General features: G+C 37.2%; 16 protein-coding genes. 6 read left to right on the top strand and 10 right to left on the bottom strand.

Annotation, left to right across the window (positions count from 1 at the left end; all coding sequences use genetic code 11):
• Position 1 precedes the first annotated feature (1 nt).
• The 10 genes from BMW37_RS05875 to yiaK form a co-directional block, all read right to left on the bottom strand.
• Entirely contained in the window at positions 2–766 is a 765-nt protein-coding gene (locus tag BMW37_RS05875; RefSeq protein ID WP_093318552.1) for an IclR family transcriptional regulator, read from the bottom strand.
• 1 nt (position 767) lies between these two features.
• Entirely contained in the window at positions 768–1418 is a 651-nt protein-coding gene (locus tag BMW37_RS05870; protein WP_093318550.1) for a 3-dehydro-L-gulonate-6-phosphate decarboxylase, read from the bottom strand.
• A 5-nt stretch (positions 1419–1423) separates the two neighbouring features.
• Positions 1424–2914 (bottom strand): FGGY-family carbohydrate kinase, encoded by a 1491-nt coding sequence (locus tag BMW37_RS05865; protein WP_093318548.1) that lies wholly within the window; start codon positions 2912–2914, stop codon positions 1424–1426.
• Positions 2915–2917: 3 nt separating this feature from the next.
• Entirely contained in the window at positions 2918–3415 is a 498-nt protein-coding gene (locus BMW37_RS05860; protein ID WP_093318547.1) for a NanQ anomerase/TabA/YiaL family protein, read from the bottom strand.
• Complete coding sequence (locus BMW37_RS05855) at positions 3412–4236, bottom strand: HAD family hydrolase (protein WP_093318545.1); 825 nt, start codon at positions 4234–4236, stop codon at positions 3412–3414. Before BMW37_RS05855 ends, BMW37_RS05860 begins: the two co-directional genes overlap by 4 nt.
• Before the next feature lie 8 nt (positions 4237–4244).
• Positions 4245–4937 (bottom strand): L-ribulose-5-phosphate 4-epimerase, encoded by a 693-nt coding sequence (locus BMW37_RS05850; protein ID WP_093318543.1) that lies wholly within the window; start codon positions 4935–4937, stop codon positions 4245–4247.
• Between the two features lie 90 nt (positions 4938–5027).
• On the bottom strand, positions 5028–5999 hold the full coding sequence (locus tag BMW37_RS05845) for a TRAP transporter substrate-binding protein (protein ID WP_093318541.1): 972 nt from the start codon (positions 5997–5999) through the stop codon (positions 5028–5030).
• A gap of 20 nt (positions 6000–6019) precedes the next feature.
• Complete coding sequence (locus BMW37_RS05840; RefSeq protein WP_093318539.1) at positions 6020–7300, bottom strand: TRAP transporter large permease subunit; 1281 nt, start codon at positions 7298–7300, stop codon at positions 6020–6022.
• A gap of 1 nt (position 7301) precedes the next feature.
• Positions 7302–7784, bottom strand: coding sequence for a TRAP transporter small permease (locus tag BMW37_RS05835; protein WP_093318537.1), 483 nt, complete (start codon positions 7782–7784; stop codon positions 7302–7304).
• Between the two features lie 19 nt (positions 7785–7803).
• Positions 7804–8805 carry a 3-dehydro-L-gulonate 2-dehydrogenase gene (gene yiaK / locus BMW37_RS05830; RefSeq protein WP_093318535.1) on the bottom strand — a complete coding sequence of 334 codons (1002 nt, stop codon included), beginning with the start codon at positions 8803–8805 and terminating at the stop codon, positions 7804–7806.
• 484 nt (positions 8806–9289) lie between these two features.
• Between yiaK and treP the strand changes: the two genes are divergently transcribed.
• From treP to sdhE, 6 genes are all read left to right on the top strand, one after another.
• Positions 9290–10717 (top strand): PTS system trehalose-specific EIIBC component, encoded by a 1428-nt coding sequence (treP, locus tag BMW37_RS05825; protein ID WP_093318533.1) that lies wholly within the window; start codon positions 9290–9292, stop codon positions 10715–10717.
• Positions 10718–10783: 66 nt separating this feature from the next.
• A complete protein-coding gene (gene treC, locus BMW37_RS05820; RefSeq protein WP_093318532.1) occupies positions 10784–12481 on the top strand; it encodes an alpha,alpha-phosphotrehalase in 1698 nt (565 codons plus the stop codon).
• A 430-nt stretch (positions 12482–12911) separates the two neighbouring features.
• Entirely contained in the window at positions 12912–14354 is a 1443-nt protein-coding gene (ascF, locus tag BMW37_RS05815; RefSeq protein WP_093318531.1) for a PTS cellobiose/arbutin/salicin transporter subunit IIBC, read from the top strand.
• A 124-nt stretch (positions 14355–14478) separates the two neighbouring features.
• Positions 14479–15933, top strand: a complete 1455-nt coding sequence (gene ascB, locus BMW37_RS05810; protein WP_093318530.1) for a 6-phospho-beta-glucosidase — start codon at positions 14479–14481, stop codon at positions 15931–15933.
• Between the two features lie 125 nt (positions 15934–16058).
• Positions 16059–17081, top strand: coding sequence for a substrate-binding domain-containing protein (locus tag BMW37_RS05805; RefSeq protein WP_093318529.1), 1023 nt, complete (start codon positions 16059–16061; stop codon positions 17079–17081).
• A 160-nt stretch (positions 17082–17241) separates the two neighbouring features.
• Positions 17242–17538, top strand: coding sequence for an FAD assembly factor SdhE (gene sdhE / locus BMW37_RS05800; RefSeq protein WP_093318528.1), 297 nt, complete (start codon positions 17242–17244; stop codon positions 17536–17538).

The raw sequence follows: 17538 nt of genomic DNA, 5'->3' as shown, positions 1-17538 counted from the left end.
CCTACTTGAAATTAAATTTCTCTTGAATGTTAATGACTGCCTGATTGATTTTATCTGCTAATTTATCATAGCCATATTGTTTCATTCTTGGCGTCAAGGTTGATATGCTAATGGCATAAATTGGCATACCTTGTTTATTTAAAATAGGCTTTGCAATACAGGAGATACCCGCTTCATTTTCTTCATCATCTAACGCATATCCCTGTTTTTTAATTTTCTCTAGTTCATTAAAAAATTTCGTCTGATCTAAAATCGTATTTTCAGTCAGTGCAACCATGGCGCTGGCATTGCGTTGCCAATAGTCATCTCTGACCCGTTTTGATGAATACGCTAAATAACACTTTCCGGCCGCAGAACAGTACATCGGCAGATGCAACCCAACATATGTTCGCGTACGAAACGCTGCATTTATGGGTTCTAACTTCTCTTTAAAAATAATTGAATCGGCATTAAAGGTGAGAAAATTAATGGTCTCTTGTGTCTCATTGAGCAAATTAAAGAGGTAGGGTTTAATTAGACCTAATACATTAGAATTTAATGCGCTATGGCCAATATGGAGTAATTTCATTGTCAGTTGGTAATCGCGACTAGGATTAAGCTGACTCACATACCCGGTCTCCTCAAACGTCGACAAAATTCTATGTAAGGTGGGTTTAGTCATTCCCAATTCTTGTGAAAGCTGATGTAATGATAAACCATCTGGATAATTTGCCAAATACTCTAATACAATTAATGCCTTACTTAGCGATTTAATTTGTTCGCTCATATTAAGTCCATGCATGCTTTATTTTATTTAAAAACGCTTGTGCGTTTTGCAATCCATTATCTTCCGTAAATGCACGTCCAACAATAAATGCTTCCACTTTTAACCCATTAAACTTATCTATCGTATCATATTTTATCCCCCCAGTGACAGACACTTTTAAGCCATGTTTTACCAACATATCAATAACTGATAAATGCGATTCGTTCCAACTTACTCCTGCAAGTTCAGCATCTCGAGGTAAATGTAAGATGGCGTGCTCAATACCAGCATGCACCCACGCTTTCACATCATCTTCGGTCCAATGCCCATAAAGCTCAATTTGTATTTGTCCTTGGTATTTATCTGCAATACTTTTTGCTGTACGGATTGTTTCGATATGAGCAGCTGCGCTTACTGTCACCCAATTTGCACCGGCTTCAAATGCCATTTTAGTCAAAATAGCGCTAGCATCTGTAATTTTCATATCACACACAATAATTTTATCCGTAAATTGGGCGCTAATGGCCTTAACAGCAGCAATACCCTCTGAAAATGCGAGAATTGTCCCTATCTCGATGATATCGACGTAATCGGCAATTGCTTGAGCCTTACTAAGGGCCTCTTCTAAATCATGCATATCTAAAGCAACTTGCAATTTAGGTTGATTACTCATGTTATTTACTCCACACTGTCTTCAAATTGTTTTAATAATCCGACTAATTTACGATAACGTAAATATTTCTGATAATAGACATCCGCTAATTGTGCGTCAGGATAAAACACACGATTATCACTCACTAATGTGGCATTGATATCATCAATATGTGTAATTTCACCACTGCCTAACATACTGATTAAAGCTGCACCTAATGCACCTGGTTCTTCAATTGTGGTGGGTATGACCACCATCTGTGTTAAATCAGCGAGCATTTGCATCCATACGCTATTTTTGGCCGCAGCGCCTGTCACTCTTAACTGCTTAGCATTGTGATAAATTGCGCTGACTCGCTCTAAATGCACATAATGGCAAAATAAGATACCTTCCCATATCGCCTGAATCAGATGCCCACGCTGATGATGAGCTTGTAATCCATAAAATCCACCCTTAATCCCTAACCCTTCATTTGAACCATATATAAAAGGAATAAAATAGAGTGAGCTATTAGCTTTTGGCAATTGCGCGACTTGCTCGGCATTAAGGTCATGATTTAATTCACCGTCTTCGCTTAAATAGGGAGCAAACCATTCATAATTACTGGCGGAGGTCGGACTTGCTTCATGCAAAATATACTGATCTTGATAAAGATAATATCCATAAACATAAGGATAATCAGAGGGCTTAATCTGATGAACTATAGCAGATGTGACAGACCACGTGCCCATAACATAGTTAATCGCCTGATTCGATTCATCAATCCCTGAACACATTGCAGTAGAAACAACATCGAAAAGCCCGCCATAGACAGCTAAATTCAGTGGTAGCCCGGTTTGTTCAGATGCGGCTTGATGGATATAGCCAGCCAGCTGTGTTGGCTGAATAATTTTAGCCAAAGCGGGCTCAATTTCTGGGATACCAAATTCAGCTAGTAGCCCGCTGTCATATCCGCCAGTATGATGATTAAAAAAATTACTCTCAGAGATATTTGTCAGTTCAGCACTGATATCACCAGTTAAGCAATAGCGCAAATAATCGTGGGACATTAACACTGCCCCAATTTTTTCATATCGTTCAGGTTGGTGCTCTTTCAACCATCGCAAAATTGAAACTGGATGACCCGTCCACAATGTTTGCTTTGTTACAGGATAAATTTTTTTATTTAGCCCTGCTGATAACCATGTTTTAACAATCTGAATAGAACGCCCATCTGCAGAAGTAATGCCATGACCTAATGGGTGCCCTTGCTTATCTAATAAATAGACACCTTTGCCCTGCGCTGAGATGCTGAGCCCTTTAATGTCAAGGACATTCCCCTTAAATTGCTGTAATAAGTCTTTAATCACTGAGACAAAATCATGCCAATAGTCCGTGAGATCACGTTCCACCCACCCTGGCTGTTCATAGATATTGTGTACCGCTTTTTTTGCAATCGCATGCTGCACGCCATCTGCGGAATAAAGCGCAGCCTTAAGAAAGGTGCCTCCTGAATCTATGCCAATATAGTAATTCATACTTTAAATCCCTAATAAATCATTGTGAATTTTGACGACTAATTTTTTAACTTCATGGCTTTGAAGGGGAATGTCTATATTTGTTATATGAATCACATTCGGTGTGAATAGACAAAAATCAAGTGGATGCATGTTGATGAAATTTAAATTCACCGAATGCAATTCAAAATATTGAATGTCTCGATGCTGCTGATATTCACCCGAAAAAATCGCTTTATCATCTAAAAACGAAAATCCCATTGTTTCACTTCCCGATATAATAAGCTGTAGATCGGAATAGAAATCATGCTTTTCTGGCTGAAGCGTGGCAAGCGGTTGCGTTTGATAAGTTAAGACTTGTATCCACCCTTTTTCAGCTTCAACAAATGGGAGACTATGGCGCCCATTTGGTAAATGGGTTAACTCTAGACTTAAGAGATAGTGAATAATTTTATTCACTATCTCGGGATAGATTGCCTGCAATTTAGAGGCATCTAATGTGCCTAATTGTCCTATGATCATTTTGCCCCCGAAAGGAAAAGGCTGGCTAAGGTATCGGCTAAACTGTTGTCATCATCATTTGATTTTTCAGTCACACTGATTGAATGCGCTTTGACGTTAGCAGCAGCATTGGCCATCGCAATACTATGTTCAGCCACCTTAAACATTGAAATATCATTATAGTTATCACCCACAGCGACCACTTTCTTGTCAGATAAATCTAATTCAGCTAATAACTTAACCAATGCACTACCTTTAGTATTACCTATCGCTGAAATATCAAATCGATTATGCCAAGATTGTTCGCAGACAAAATACTGATTGATATCTGAATCTTGCATAATTGCTTCTACACCATCCCCTTCCACCACCATTTTCCATATATATGCATGATTTAAAATCTCCTGTCTCAAATCATCCAATCCTCGGATAATGTCATATTCTTGTGCATTTGTTGCGGCCCATGCTATCAATGATTGGATATAGTCTGGCGGGTTTTTATTATCAAATGCCATATAGTCACGTGTATAAACCACCGTCTTTAGTGCATGCGAGATTAAATGTTCATATAACATCAATGCATGTTCACGATTGATGGGGTTTGCAAGAAAGGCTTCATCTTTAGCATAGTTGTAAGCATAGGTGCCATTACAGCAAATAATGGGTGTGGTTAATCCAAGTTGCTGATGATAGGGTCTTGCCGCAGCGTGGTGACGTCCTGTCACAATAAAAACGGGATATTTTTTTGCTATCTCTGTAACCGTTTTTTTAAGGTAGGCTGATATCTGATGATGGCTATTAAGTACGGTACCATCCAAATCAAGTGCTAATGCATTTAACATGCGTCCCCCTATTTCTGACCATAATAAGCATTTGCGCCATGCTTTCTCGTGTAATGCTTATCTAATAATGCCTTATCGATTGCCATTCTTGGATTAATCGCTAGGGTATGTATCGCCATTAATGCTATCTCTTCTAAGACAACAGCATTATGGACAGCATCTAGGGCATTTTTACCCCATGTAAAAGGCGCATGCGAAGTCAAGATGACACCAGGCATCGCCTGAGGATCAATTTTTTTCTCTTGAAATAACGAGATAATCACCTTACCTGTATTTTTTTCATATTCATGACGTATCTCTGCATCTGTTAACGCTCGAGTGCAGGGAATATCGCCATAAAAATAATCCGCATGCGTCGTGCCTAATGCCGGTATATTACACCCTGATTGAGCCCAAATCGTGGCATATCTTGAGTGAGTATGAACGATACCATGAATATTGTTAAATGCTTTATACAATTCGATATGTGTAGGAGTATCACTAGAGGGATTTAATTTTCCTTCAATGACATTACCGTCAAGATCAAGCACAACAATATCATCTAACTGCATTGTCTCATAAGAAACACCTGAAGGTTTTATCGCGATAGCACCTAAGTTGCGATCTATTTCAGATACATTCCCCCATGTAAAAGTGACTAAACCATGCTTTGGCAATAAAAGATTCGCCTCCAATACATTTTGTTTGAGCTTTTTATACATAATGTCTCCTATGATCACCATCAAATATAGACACCAACACGCAACACCATCAATTTGAACGTGTTAGTGTCTTATCTCCATCAGATAAGGCTATTTTGTTGCTTGTATTTTCTTGATAAAATCATCGCCATACTCTTTGATGTAATTATCCCAAACAGGTTTAACTGCTTCTTGGAATGCCTGACTATTCACATCACGATTAACACTCATGCCACCGCTTTCTAATTCAGATATCATTTGTTCTTCTTTGTCTTTACTTAAATTTCTCTGCAACGCGACTGCCTCTTTAGCCACTTCGCGAATAATGTCTTGTTCTTCGGAAGTTAAGGCATCAAATTTTTTCATATTAAAGGTCAGTACAAGTGGAGAGTAAGCATGCTGCGTTAGACTTAAATACTTTTGCACTTCATTAAACCTAAAGGAATAAGTTACACCAATAGGGTGGTCTTGTGAGTCTACAACACCTGTTTCAAGCGCTGTGTATAGCTCAGCAACAGGTATTTGTTGCGGATTTGCGCCTAGCATATTGAACATATCATTTAAGGCTTTAGAATTATTGACTCTCATCTGCAATCCATTTAAATCCTCTGGATTTTTGATTGGATGTTTATTATTCGTGATATTTCTAAAGCCATTTTCAGGATACCCCAACCCCTTTAATCCTATTCCTTCCATTTTTTCAAGTAAAAAAGTGCCAGCCTCTCCATCTAATGCCTTATAAGCATCCTCTCGTGAGGTAAACATAAATGGCAGTTCAAAAACTGTGGCTTCGGGTAAAAAACCACTGTAATTATTTAACCCCACCATACTGATATCAATAATGCCTGATCGTGCACCATCAATCATTTGTTTGTCATTACCAAGCTGCCCTTGAGGATAGATATTAACTTTTAAGCTCCCATTACTACGACTTTCAACTTCTTTCTTAAAAAATAAAGATAAATTTTGTTGTAAGTCTGTTTCTGGAGCAGCATGAGCAAGTTTAATGACTGTTTCAGCTGACGCAGTCATGACAATCATTAAACTTGCGGTTAAAGTAAGTCCCATCACAATTTTTTTCATATCATATCTCCGAAATGAAGTTATCCAATCATTATCGCTAATGGAACAGTGATAATACTTGGAAAGATAACAAATATTCCCAATAATAAAATATAGGCAGCAATAAAAGGCAATACACCTTTTACTGCTGTCGATATCTGAACTTTAGCAACCCCACACACTACATTTAATACTGTTCCGACAGGAGGTGTTAATAATCCTATTGAACAGTTAATCACAAACATCAAACCAAAATAGGTAGGATCGATACCCGCAAGCTTAACAACTGGCATTAATAACGGTACAAGAATCAGTATGGTTGGACTAAGATCCATCACCATTCCGATTAATAACACTAATAGCATAATAACTGCCATTAACGCTCTTGGACTGTCAATTAATGGATTGAGTAATTCAGATAACTGCTGTGGTAGTTGGGCGACGGTAATTAGCCATGCTGCAACCATCGCTGAACCCACAAGGAACATTACCATTGCAGTAGCTTTACCTGCACCTAACAAAATATGATAAAAACGTTTCCAAGTTAATTCCTTATACACAAATGTAGATATCGTTATCGCATATACAGCAGCAACGACTGCAGCTTCTGTTGGTGTAAACACCCCAAAACGAATACCGACAATAATAATTAATGGCAAAAACAATGCCCAAATACCATCTTTCAATGCAGCTCTTTTTTCAAGTTTTGTTGCTTTTGGTTGCGTTTCAACTGTCCCTTTTGCAACAATCAAACGCCAAACAATAATGAGCGTTAATCCCATTAATAAGCCTGGTACAATTCCGCCTAAAAATAAATTTTTTATTGAAATTCCACCTGCAACACCCACCAATATCAGTGGAATAGAAGGTGGGATTACAGGAGCTATGATACCGCCTGATGCTAATAATCCCATTGATGGTGCCTCTGGATATTTTGCACCTTTCATCATCGGATATAAAATACTCACTAGTGCTGCTGCATCAGCAACAGCAGAACCCGATAGTCCAGCAAGTAACACTGAAGTAAAAATAGCTACATACCCTAAACCACCTTTAAAATGACCGAAATGAGCAGAAGCTAAGCGTACGATTCTTTGAGAGAGCCCACCAGAGGCCATCACCTCTCCTGCGACAAGAAAAAAAGGAATGGCAAGCAAGGTTGAATTATCCACGCCATTGATAAGCGATTGCGTAAGAATATCGGCACTGAACATATCCAAATGAATCATAAGCGCAATGGATGAAAGCAGCAACGCAAATGCCACAGGTAGCCTGAGTAAAATAGATCCTATCAGTACCGCCAAAAAAATTGTTAGCGTCATATTATTGCTCCTCTGCATTATCAAGCATAAAGGCTGGATTAATGACTCGAACAAGTGCGATTAAACCTATCAAAATAGATGAAATAAAACCTGATAAGTAAAATAAACCAGATGGTAAACCAGTTAGTTGAGAAATATCTCCCCAATTTGCAAGTGTTTGATTATATGTGCCTATCATAAATAACATCATCAACCCAAGAATAATCAGATAATTCAATCGTTTTAATATAGGTACTAATTTTGGAAAAAATCTTTCCGAAAATTCTGTTACTGCTAGGTGAGTTTCTTGCTTCACAACAATCGCTGTACCTAACATGACGACCCAAACTAATCCTAATCTAGATAATTCAGCAGAAACTCGAATACCAGATGATAATCCATACCGCATCACAACGTTTGCAAATACAATAACCATCATGAAGAACATCAAACTAAAAATAACAAAGTGTATACTTGCCCAAAATTTATTCAGCACATGATTCATAGCCGTCCCCTATTCTGATTTAAAGCGATATTATTTGTTGCCATATCTCATCATGAATATGAATTCCACCTTGTTCTTGGTGTAACTTGATATAATTATCAATATTAGATCCTGCGATTGATAGCTGGCCTGTTTCAGCTAGTTCTGATGCTAGTACATACTCTCTGATTCTTGCCATTTCAGAGGAAAACTGTGTTGCCTCCATTGTTTTACTCAAATCAATCGCAATTAAAAACTGAGATACACCAAACTCACCTTTTCTATCCTCTGTTAATGCAGGAACAGAATTTCCACCTGAAATAGCAGTTAGCATCATATCTAGTACAATTGACATCGATGAACCTTTCCAAAACCCCATTGGAAGTAATCGTTTGGTTTTCCATAATTCATGAGGATCTTGAGTTAAATTACCTTCGCTATCATAACCACCTACTACAGGCAAAGTTTTATTATTCAAAACATGATTTTGAAGTTGCCCATAAGAAAATTGACTCATGGAGCAATCAACCAGAACAGGTGGATCGCCAGCAATTGCCATAACGAGTGGATTAGAACCGATCCGATGATCTTTCCCTCCCCATGCAGGCATCACAGCCATTGAATTAGTCGATGCGATGCCTGCAAAACCTTGACGAGCCATTTTTAGCACATAGGTGCCCCCTCGCATCCAATGATTAGAATTTTTCATTCCTACCATGCCAATCCCAAATTGTTTTGCTATATCCATCGCCCTTTGTGCGCACAATAGCCCATTTAATACCCCTGGTCCGAAATGACAATCCCATTGTTCTAATGCTCCAAATGAATTAACGCATTCGGGCTTTGCATTAAGTTGAATATCACCCTTATCCACCTGAGAGATAAATACAGGAAACCGATTAATACCATGGGAATAAATTCCTTCATTTGCCATTTCAACAAATGCATCCGCCAATCGATTTGCTGCACTTTCTTCCATATTTCGCTTTAATAGTGCGTTCAAGTAAGCTTGTTTAAGATCGTTAATTTTGATGATTGGCATATTTCACTCCTGCGTATAAAAAAACAAAGTTCCGAATTACGGAATAATTATCATTTAAATTCCGAATAATGTCACTAACCATGATCTAATTTTGTGACGCAGGCAATATAAATAGAATTAATTAATTATTTGAAGAGCTTTCCGAAGCTGTACTCAAGGAAAAAAATCCTCTTCACTTGATGGAGTGCCATAATGAGGTAACTCTAAATAATGATAAATGATTTATTATAATAAACGGAAAAACAGCTATCGATTGATAGAAATGAAGCAGAAAATTAGCCTAAGTTATATATTTACATATAAGTGAATTAGGGTATTTATTCTAATAATAAAATTCATGAATATCAGAAATACACATAGCATAGGGGAGTTTTTTTATTTCATGATCTCGCTCACATTTTTTAACCTTTTTACTTGTTGCTTCAGCAATTGCCTCCATAATACCTATACGTACAGGTTAAAAATGCAAATGAGGAGTAACTTAATGAGTAAATATCAAGAAGAAGTAGCAGAGCTTACACGCTTAATCGGTGGTAAAGAAAACATCAATGCTTTAACTCACTGTATGACAAGATTAAGATTTGTATTAGTTAATCCTGAACTTGCAGACATTGAAGCTATAAGCAAGCTTAATAGTGTCAAAGGGACTTTCACACAATCAGGTCAATTTCAGGTAATCATTGGTAATGACGTTGCGGCCTTTTATAAACAGTTTGTTGTATTCACAGGAATTGAAGGTGTGGATAAATCCACATTAACTCAAAGTGCAAAATCAAATCAAACTGTGATACAAAAAATTATGTCCAATATTGCAGAAATTTTTGCACCTCTCATCCCTGCTATCATTTGCGGTGGATTAATTCTAGGGTTTCGAAATGTGATTGGTGATATTGGTTTTTTCGGTAATGAACCTCTTGTTAAAACCAGTCAATTTTGGGCTGGGGTCAATCATTTTTTATGGTTAATCGGCGAGGCCATATTTCACTTTCTACCTGTTGGTATAACGTGGTCAATTACCCGAAAAATGGGCACCACACAAATACTCGGTATCATCCTTGGGATTACCTTGGTTTCACCTCAATTACTTAATGCTTATTCAGTTGCACAAACCGCCGCTGAAAATATCCCTCAATGGAATTTTGGATTTGCTAGTATTCCAATGATTGGCTACCAAGCGCAGGTCATTCCGGCGATCTTAGCCGGTTTTGTACTCGTGTATTTAGAGCGTTTTTTCACACGAATCATTCCTGAGGTCGTGCGTATTGTTATTGTGCCATTTTTAACGCTCCTACCTACTGTCATCATTGCGCATGTTGTCTTAGGGCCAATTGGTTGGACTATTGGTGATTTTATTTCATCTGTTGTGAATTCTGGATTAACTTCTTCATTTGGATGGTTATTTGCAGCCTTATTTGGTTTTTTATATGCTCCTCTCGTTATCACTGGGCTCCACCACATGACAAATGCCATCGATCTTCAACTTATGAGTCAATTTGGCGGAACGAATCTTTGGCCAATGATCGCATTATCTAACATAGCGCAAGGCTCAGCAGTCCTAGCTATGATTTATATCCAGCGTAAAGATGAAAAAGCCAAGCAAATTGCCATACCCTCTGCCATTTCTTGTTATTTAGGTGTGACTGAACCTGCCATGTTTGGGGTAAATCTTAAATATGGGTTTCCGTTTATATGTGCCATGATAGGCTCAGCAATTGCGGCAGTCATTTCAGTTGGTTCAGGCGTAATGGCTAACTCAATTGGTGTAGGTGGCATTCCTGGATTTTTAGCGATACAAACTTTGCATATACCTATGTTTTTTGTAGCTATGCTCGTTGCAGTTATTGTGCCATTTACTTTAACCTTATTAGCTTCTAAGCGTAGTCGTCATTTTAAAAATGTGCAGGTAAGTTAATCACAAGTACCTTTAAATGTTATATAACTTAATTGAATCAACCCTACACTTTAATAGGATATATTAATGAATCGATCGTATAGTCAAAAAGTAATTTATCAAATTTATCCAAAATCATTTTGTGATAGTAATGGTGATGGTATTGGTGATTTTCAAGGAATTATCAGTAAATTAGATTATCTCGCTACACTCGGTATTGATTGTATTTGGCTTAATGCCTGCTTTGAATCTCCCCAAAGAGATAATGGATATGATGTATCAGATTATTATAAAATAGACCCCGATTTCGGCACGATGGATGACTTTGAACTGCTGTGCATTGAAGCAAAAACTCGCGGTATCGATATCATGCTAGATATGGTGTTTAATCATACATCCACTGAACATGAGTGGTTTCAAAAAGCAATTAATGGGGATAAAGACTACCAAAATTATTATCTATTTCTTCCTCCAAATAAAGATGGCAGCGCCCCGTCAAACTGGCATTCCAAATTTGGTGGAAGTGCATGGGAGTTTGTACCAGACCTTAATCTTTACTATTTACATCTTTTTGATGTCACTCAGGCTGATTTAAATTGGAATCAAACGTCTGTACGACAAGAAATGGCGAACATTGTCAATTTTTGGCAACAAAAAGGCGTAAATGGATTTAGATTTGATGTGATCAATCTGATTTCTAAGCCAGAAACATTCGAAAACGATGATATCGGCGATGGCAGACGTTTTTATACCGATGGACCCAAAGTCAGCGAGTATTTACGTGAATTAAATCTGAACTCTTTTGGTAAAAACCCGAATGCACTTACTGTTGGAGAGATGTCCTCTACCACATTAGAGAAATGTGTCCAATATGCAAATAGCTCTCAAGACCAACTCTCTATGGTATTTAACTTCCACCACCTTAAAGTCGATTATGCGAATAACAATAAATGGATACTTGCTGATCTTGATTTCAAATTACTCAAGTCCATTTTATTTGAATGGCAACTTGGCATGCAACACGCTAATGCTTGGATGGCTTTATTTTGGTGTAACCATGATCAACCAAGAGTCGTCTCAAGGTTCGGTAATGACAAAGAGTATAGAAAGCAATCAGCAAAAATGTTAGCCACCACGTTACATTTGATGAGAGGAACACCCTATATTTATCAAGGTGAAGAAATTGGGATGGGCAATGCTTATTTTGATGACATCAGTTATTACCGTGATGTAGAAAGTTTAAATTATTTTGATATTTTAAAACAACAAGGACGATCTGAGAGCGATATTTTGGCAGTACTCGGCGCCCGTTCACGGGATAATGCGAGAACACCAATCGTATGGGATAATTCACTATTCTCAGGATTTTCGACACAACAACCTTGGATTGATATTCCTAATGAGGCTAAGTTTATTAATGTCGAAGCTAATCTACAAGATAAGGATTCAATCTTTTATCATTACCAAACATTGATAAAACTTAGAAAAACTTATCCTGTGATTGCAGAAGGGGCTATCAAGCCACTTATGTTTGAACATGATTCAATTTTTGCGTACCAACGAGATTGGACTCAAGGGCAAAAAACACAAACGTTAATTGTGTTAAATAATTTTTTTAGTACTGAAATAACAGTTGATTTAAATGAACTATTGACACAATTAATTGATTTTTCCAGTTGGAAAATAATCACTAATAATTATCCTGATTTATCAGTGAATGACCAATCAAATACTCTATTACTACAGCCTTATCAATCAGTAGCATTATTAAAAACAACTGATTAAAACCTATCAACCCTTAGTAGCATTTTGTTGTTAAGGGTTATTTTAAAACAATTAACCCAATTTAAATTCAAATCATGTATTTTGGCTAACTCTCCGTCTTCTATAATTAAGTCCCTAACTCAAAAAATCGATTCAAAATAACACATCCACAGCAGTCACGTACATACACGCTATCTTATTATATATTTATCAAACCTGCCTTCTTTGGAATACTTATATAAGTAAAGTTCTGATAGCCATTTTAGTTTATTTAATCACTTAGTTCATGCAAAACAGCATTACAATACAAATATGCGCTATAAACACTTAAAAGTTTGACTCATGTCTCAATTTTTAATCATGCTTAGAATTGAATCTTTTAAGGTTTAAAATTACTGGTAACATGTTATCAGTAACATAATATATAAAGTCCAATATAGGAGTATGCATCATGTCTAAAGATTTTAAATCTCTCGCGAAAACAATAATAGATAAAATAGGCGGCCCATCGAATATCGAAGCATTAACCCATTGTATGACAAGGCTTCGATTTGTCGTGATTGATCCTAATTTAATACAAGCAGAACAAATTAAGGCCATCAAAGGTGTTATGGGGATTGTTCAAAACGAAAATCAATGCCAAGTAATTATTGGCAACGATGTATCCGATGCTTATAAAGCGTGTATGACACAACTCGGTACTAAAACCGCATCAACAGAAACAGTTAGGCGAAAAATCACATTAAAATCTATCGGTTCAGGCATATTAGATGCCCTAATAGGGACGATGTCTCCTTTAATTCCTGCAATTATTGGCGGATCTATGGTCAAATTACTTGCCATGGTACTTATTATGTTTAAGCTATATGATGCAAAAGACCCAAGCATGATTATCTTAAATACCATTGGTGACGGCGCTTTTTTCTTTCTCCCTATCATGGTTGCAGCATCCGCATCGATCAAATTTAAAACTAACATGTCACTTGCCATAGGTATTGCAGGCGTACTGGTACATCCTAATTTTGTTGATCTCATGGCTCAAGCAGCAAAGGGTACTGAAGTTGATTTCATGGGTATCCCTATCACCTCAGTAAAGTATACTTACACTGTCATCCCTGCGTTATTGATGACTTGGATACTGTCATATATTGAAAGATGGGTCGATAAGATTACCCCTGTTGTAACTAAAAACTTCTTAAAACCTATGTTAATTGTTTTAATTGCAGCACCTATTGCCATTTCGCTCATTGGCCCTGCTGGCATATGGATAGGAACAGGTATCTCTTCAATCGTGTACACCATACATAATTATTTAGGATGGTTGTCTGTGGCGATTATGGGGGCATTATGGCCGTTACTTGTCTTAACTGGTATGCACCGTGTCTTCACTCCGACTATCATTCAAACGATTGCCGAAACAGGTAAAGAAGGAATGGTAATGCCATCTGAAATTGGCGCTAATTTAGGTATGGGTGGCGCGTCTTTAGCCGTTGCGTTTAAAACAAAAAATAGTGCACTTAGACAAACTGCTCTTGCAGCAGGGGCTTCGGCTATATTCGCGGGTATATCAGAGCCAGCTTTATATGGTGTACTGGTTCGATTAAAAAGACCTTTGATTGCTTGTTTAATTACTGGGTTTATTGTTGGAGCTATCGCAGGTATGGCTGGATTAGCAAGCCATTCTATGGCTGCCCCTAGCTTATTTACCAGTGTGCAGTTTTTCGATGTCAATAATCCTATGAGTATTGCATGGGTATTTGGACTCATTGCACTTGCAATTGTATTATCATTTGTTTTAACGTTAGTGCTTGGCTTTGAAGATATTCCTGAAGAAGAGGATGAAACCATCATGAAAACCGAAAGTGCGAGTACTAAGTTACAGGTTAATAATTAATAACGTAAATTTATCTAATTTAAAGCTTCTCCCTAATCATTAAATTGCCACTTGTGTATGGCATTTTAAGATTAAGGGAGCGCGTTATTTCAATAAGCAAAGCAAATTAAATGAGCATGAGATTATGAATAATATTGTTTTTCCAAGTGATTTTTTATGGGGTGGCGCTATCGCAGCGAATCAAGCTGAAGGAGCCTATTTAGCAGATGGTAAAGGCATAAGTACGGTTGATGTCATCCCTCATGGTAAAAATAGACTACCAATGAAATTAGGCCGAATTGAAGATATTTCAATCAAACCAGATGAATACTATCCAAGCCATGAAGCGATTAATTTTTATCAAAATTATAAAGAAGATATTGCTTTACTAGCAGAAATGGGTTTTAAAGTATTCAGGGTATCGATTGCTTGGGCTCGCATTTTTCCTAATGGCGATGAGAAAACACCTAATCAAAAAGGGATCGAATTCTATCTAAATGTATTCAAAGAGTGTCAAAAATACGGTATTGAACCACTTGTCACCCTATGCCATTTTGATGTACCTATTCATCTTGTTGAAAAATATGGCTCGTGGAGAAATAGAGCGCTTATCAATCTATTTGAAAAATATGCAACGACATGCTTTAAGGCTTTTAAAGGCTTAGTAACTTATTGGTTAACTTTTAATGAAATTAATATCCTGCTGCATAGCCCTTTTTCGGGAGCAGGTTTAGTCTTTAAAGCTGGCGATAATGAAGATCAAATCAAATACCAAGCTGCGCATAATCAACTTGTTGCCAGCGCATTAGTGACTAAGATAGCTCATGAAATTGATCCTAATAATCAAATAGGATGTATGCTTGCTGGTGGTAATTTTTACCCTGCAACGTGTAAACCTGAAGATGTGATGAAATCAATTGAAAAAGATCGTGAAAACTTATTTTTTATCGATATACAAGTAAGAGGCTACTACCCAAGTTATGCCAAGCGCCTTTTTGAAGAAAAAAACATATCACTTCATACTGAACCTGAAGATTTTGAAGTTTTAAAGCATACTGTTGATTTTGTTTCGTTTAGCTATTACGCCTCAAGATGTGCGTCTGCTGATATGAATGATAAAACAACAAGTGAAGCGAATGTTGTTAAATCTATTAAAAATCCCTATATCACACAAAGCGAATGGGGATGGGGAATTGACCCATTAGGGCTTCGTATTACGATGAATACCTTATACGACCGATATCAAAAACCCCTATTTTTAGTCGAGAATGGCTTAGGCGCCATTGATGAAATAGATAAAAATGGCGCAATCAACGATGAATACCGGATTGATTATTTAAGACAACATATTGTCCAAATGCACGAAGCGATTAAAGATGGCGTTATCTTATTAGGTTTTACAACCTGGGGATGCATTGATCTCGTTTCAGCCTCAACAGGTGAAATGAGTAAACGATACGGATTCATTTATGTTGATAAAGATGATAAAGGAAATGGAACGCTTAAAAGGACACCTAAAGCTTCATTTTATTGGTATAAGGATGTGATTCAATCTAATGGACGTAGTTTGAGTGATATGTCAGGCACCAAAAACACCTAACCAAATAAAATCATTGGCTAGCAGTTTTAAGCTAGCCAACCTTTGCAAAAAGGTTCAGTTACCCCCAATTTTTTGATAACATAGCCAACATAATGATGATGCTATAATAGAAAGGATTAATTTAGATGGATATCAAGGCTAAACCAAAATTACAGCGCCCTACTTTGCAAGATATTGCAGATAAAGTTGGGGTGACTAAAATGACGGTGAGCCGTTTTTTAAGAGATCCGAATACTGTTGCTAAATCAACGCAAGAAAAAATAAGGCTCTGCATTAATGAGCTCGGATATATTCATAATCGGACACCCGCCATGCTCTCAAAAGCGTCCAGCAAAACAATTGGTGTGCTCCTCCCCTCCCTTTCTAACCAAGTTTTTGCTCAGTTTACCCAAGGCGTTGAGTCTATTACAGATGAATATGGATTTGATACATTAATCGCCCATTACAGTTATGATAAAAATGAAGAGGAGAGAAAAATTGAAGTCATGCTCTCTTACCAAGTAGATGGATTAATTCTCACCAGTTCCTCTCATACCAAACGCACTTTAAAAATGTTAAATACCGTTAAAATCCCTGTTGTTGAAGCGATGGAAATACCTAAAAAACCCATTGATATGTCAGTAGGGCTAAATCATGAACTGGCGGCTTACACCATTGTGAGAAAAATGATTGATAAAGGATATCGGAACATTGCCTATTTAGGTGCAAGATTAGATACTCGGACACAACTTAGGATGCAAGGATATGACAGAGCGTTAATTGAGGCTAATCTTTCTCCTTTACATGTTCTTACTGAAGAACACTCGAGTTATACATTAGGTAAACAACTTTTTAATGAAGCTATTACTAAAAACCCTCAATTAGAAGGGGTATTTTGTACGAATGATGATATTGCAGTTGGCGCTATCTTGGCCTGTCATGATGCTCACATCTCAATTCCATCTGAAATGGCAATTGTCGGTTATAATGCGCTTGATATAGGTTATGCCATCTCCCCAACGCTCACCAGTATAAAAGTACCTTTATTTGAGATAGGCAAAATCAGTGCTGATATGATTTTAAAATCAATACAAGGTCATCCTTTAAGCTCTAAATCTATTGATTTTGGATTTGAAATTAAACAAGGTGAGAGTTTTCTACCAAGTTAATTATCAACTCTACTACCAAAACCCACAATCCACAACTAATCAACTACGATAGCAAAAATAGATTATCAATGATAATTTCTCTTTTTTTTGGTACTCTACAAATTAGAGATGTTTAACAATAGTAAATAATTTTAATCGTTCTAACGTAAAGGATGCACACATGACAACTCATACTAATGATAATCCCTTAACACCCGATCAGCGTGCTCGCGTTAAATGGGCTTGCAGGAGGGGTATGAAAGAACTTGATTTAGCATTAATGCCTTTTTTTGATTATGAATATGATGATTTGTCTTATGATGAACAAGTAGATTTTATTCGTTTATTAGAGCACCCCGATCCTGACTTATTTAATTGGCTGATGAATAAGGGACTACCGCAAGATGAAGCACTACAAGCCACAATTGAATTGATACAAAACAAAAATAAACAGCGTGGCGCTGTTCCCTACGCATAA

Source organism: Thorsellia anophelis DSM 18579, from assembly GCF_900111395.1.
Lineage (GTDB): Bacteria > Pseudomonadota > Gammaproteobacteria > Enterobacterales > Thorselliaceae > Thorsellia > Thorsellia anophelis.
This window is presented reverse-complemented; position numbering and strand designations above follow the sequence as displayed.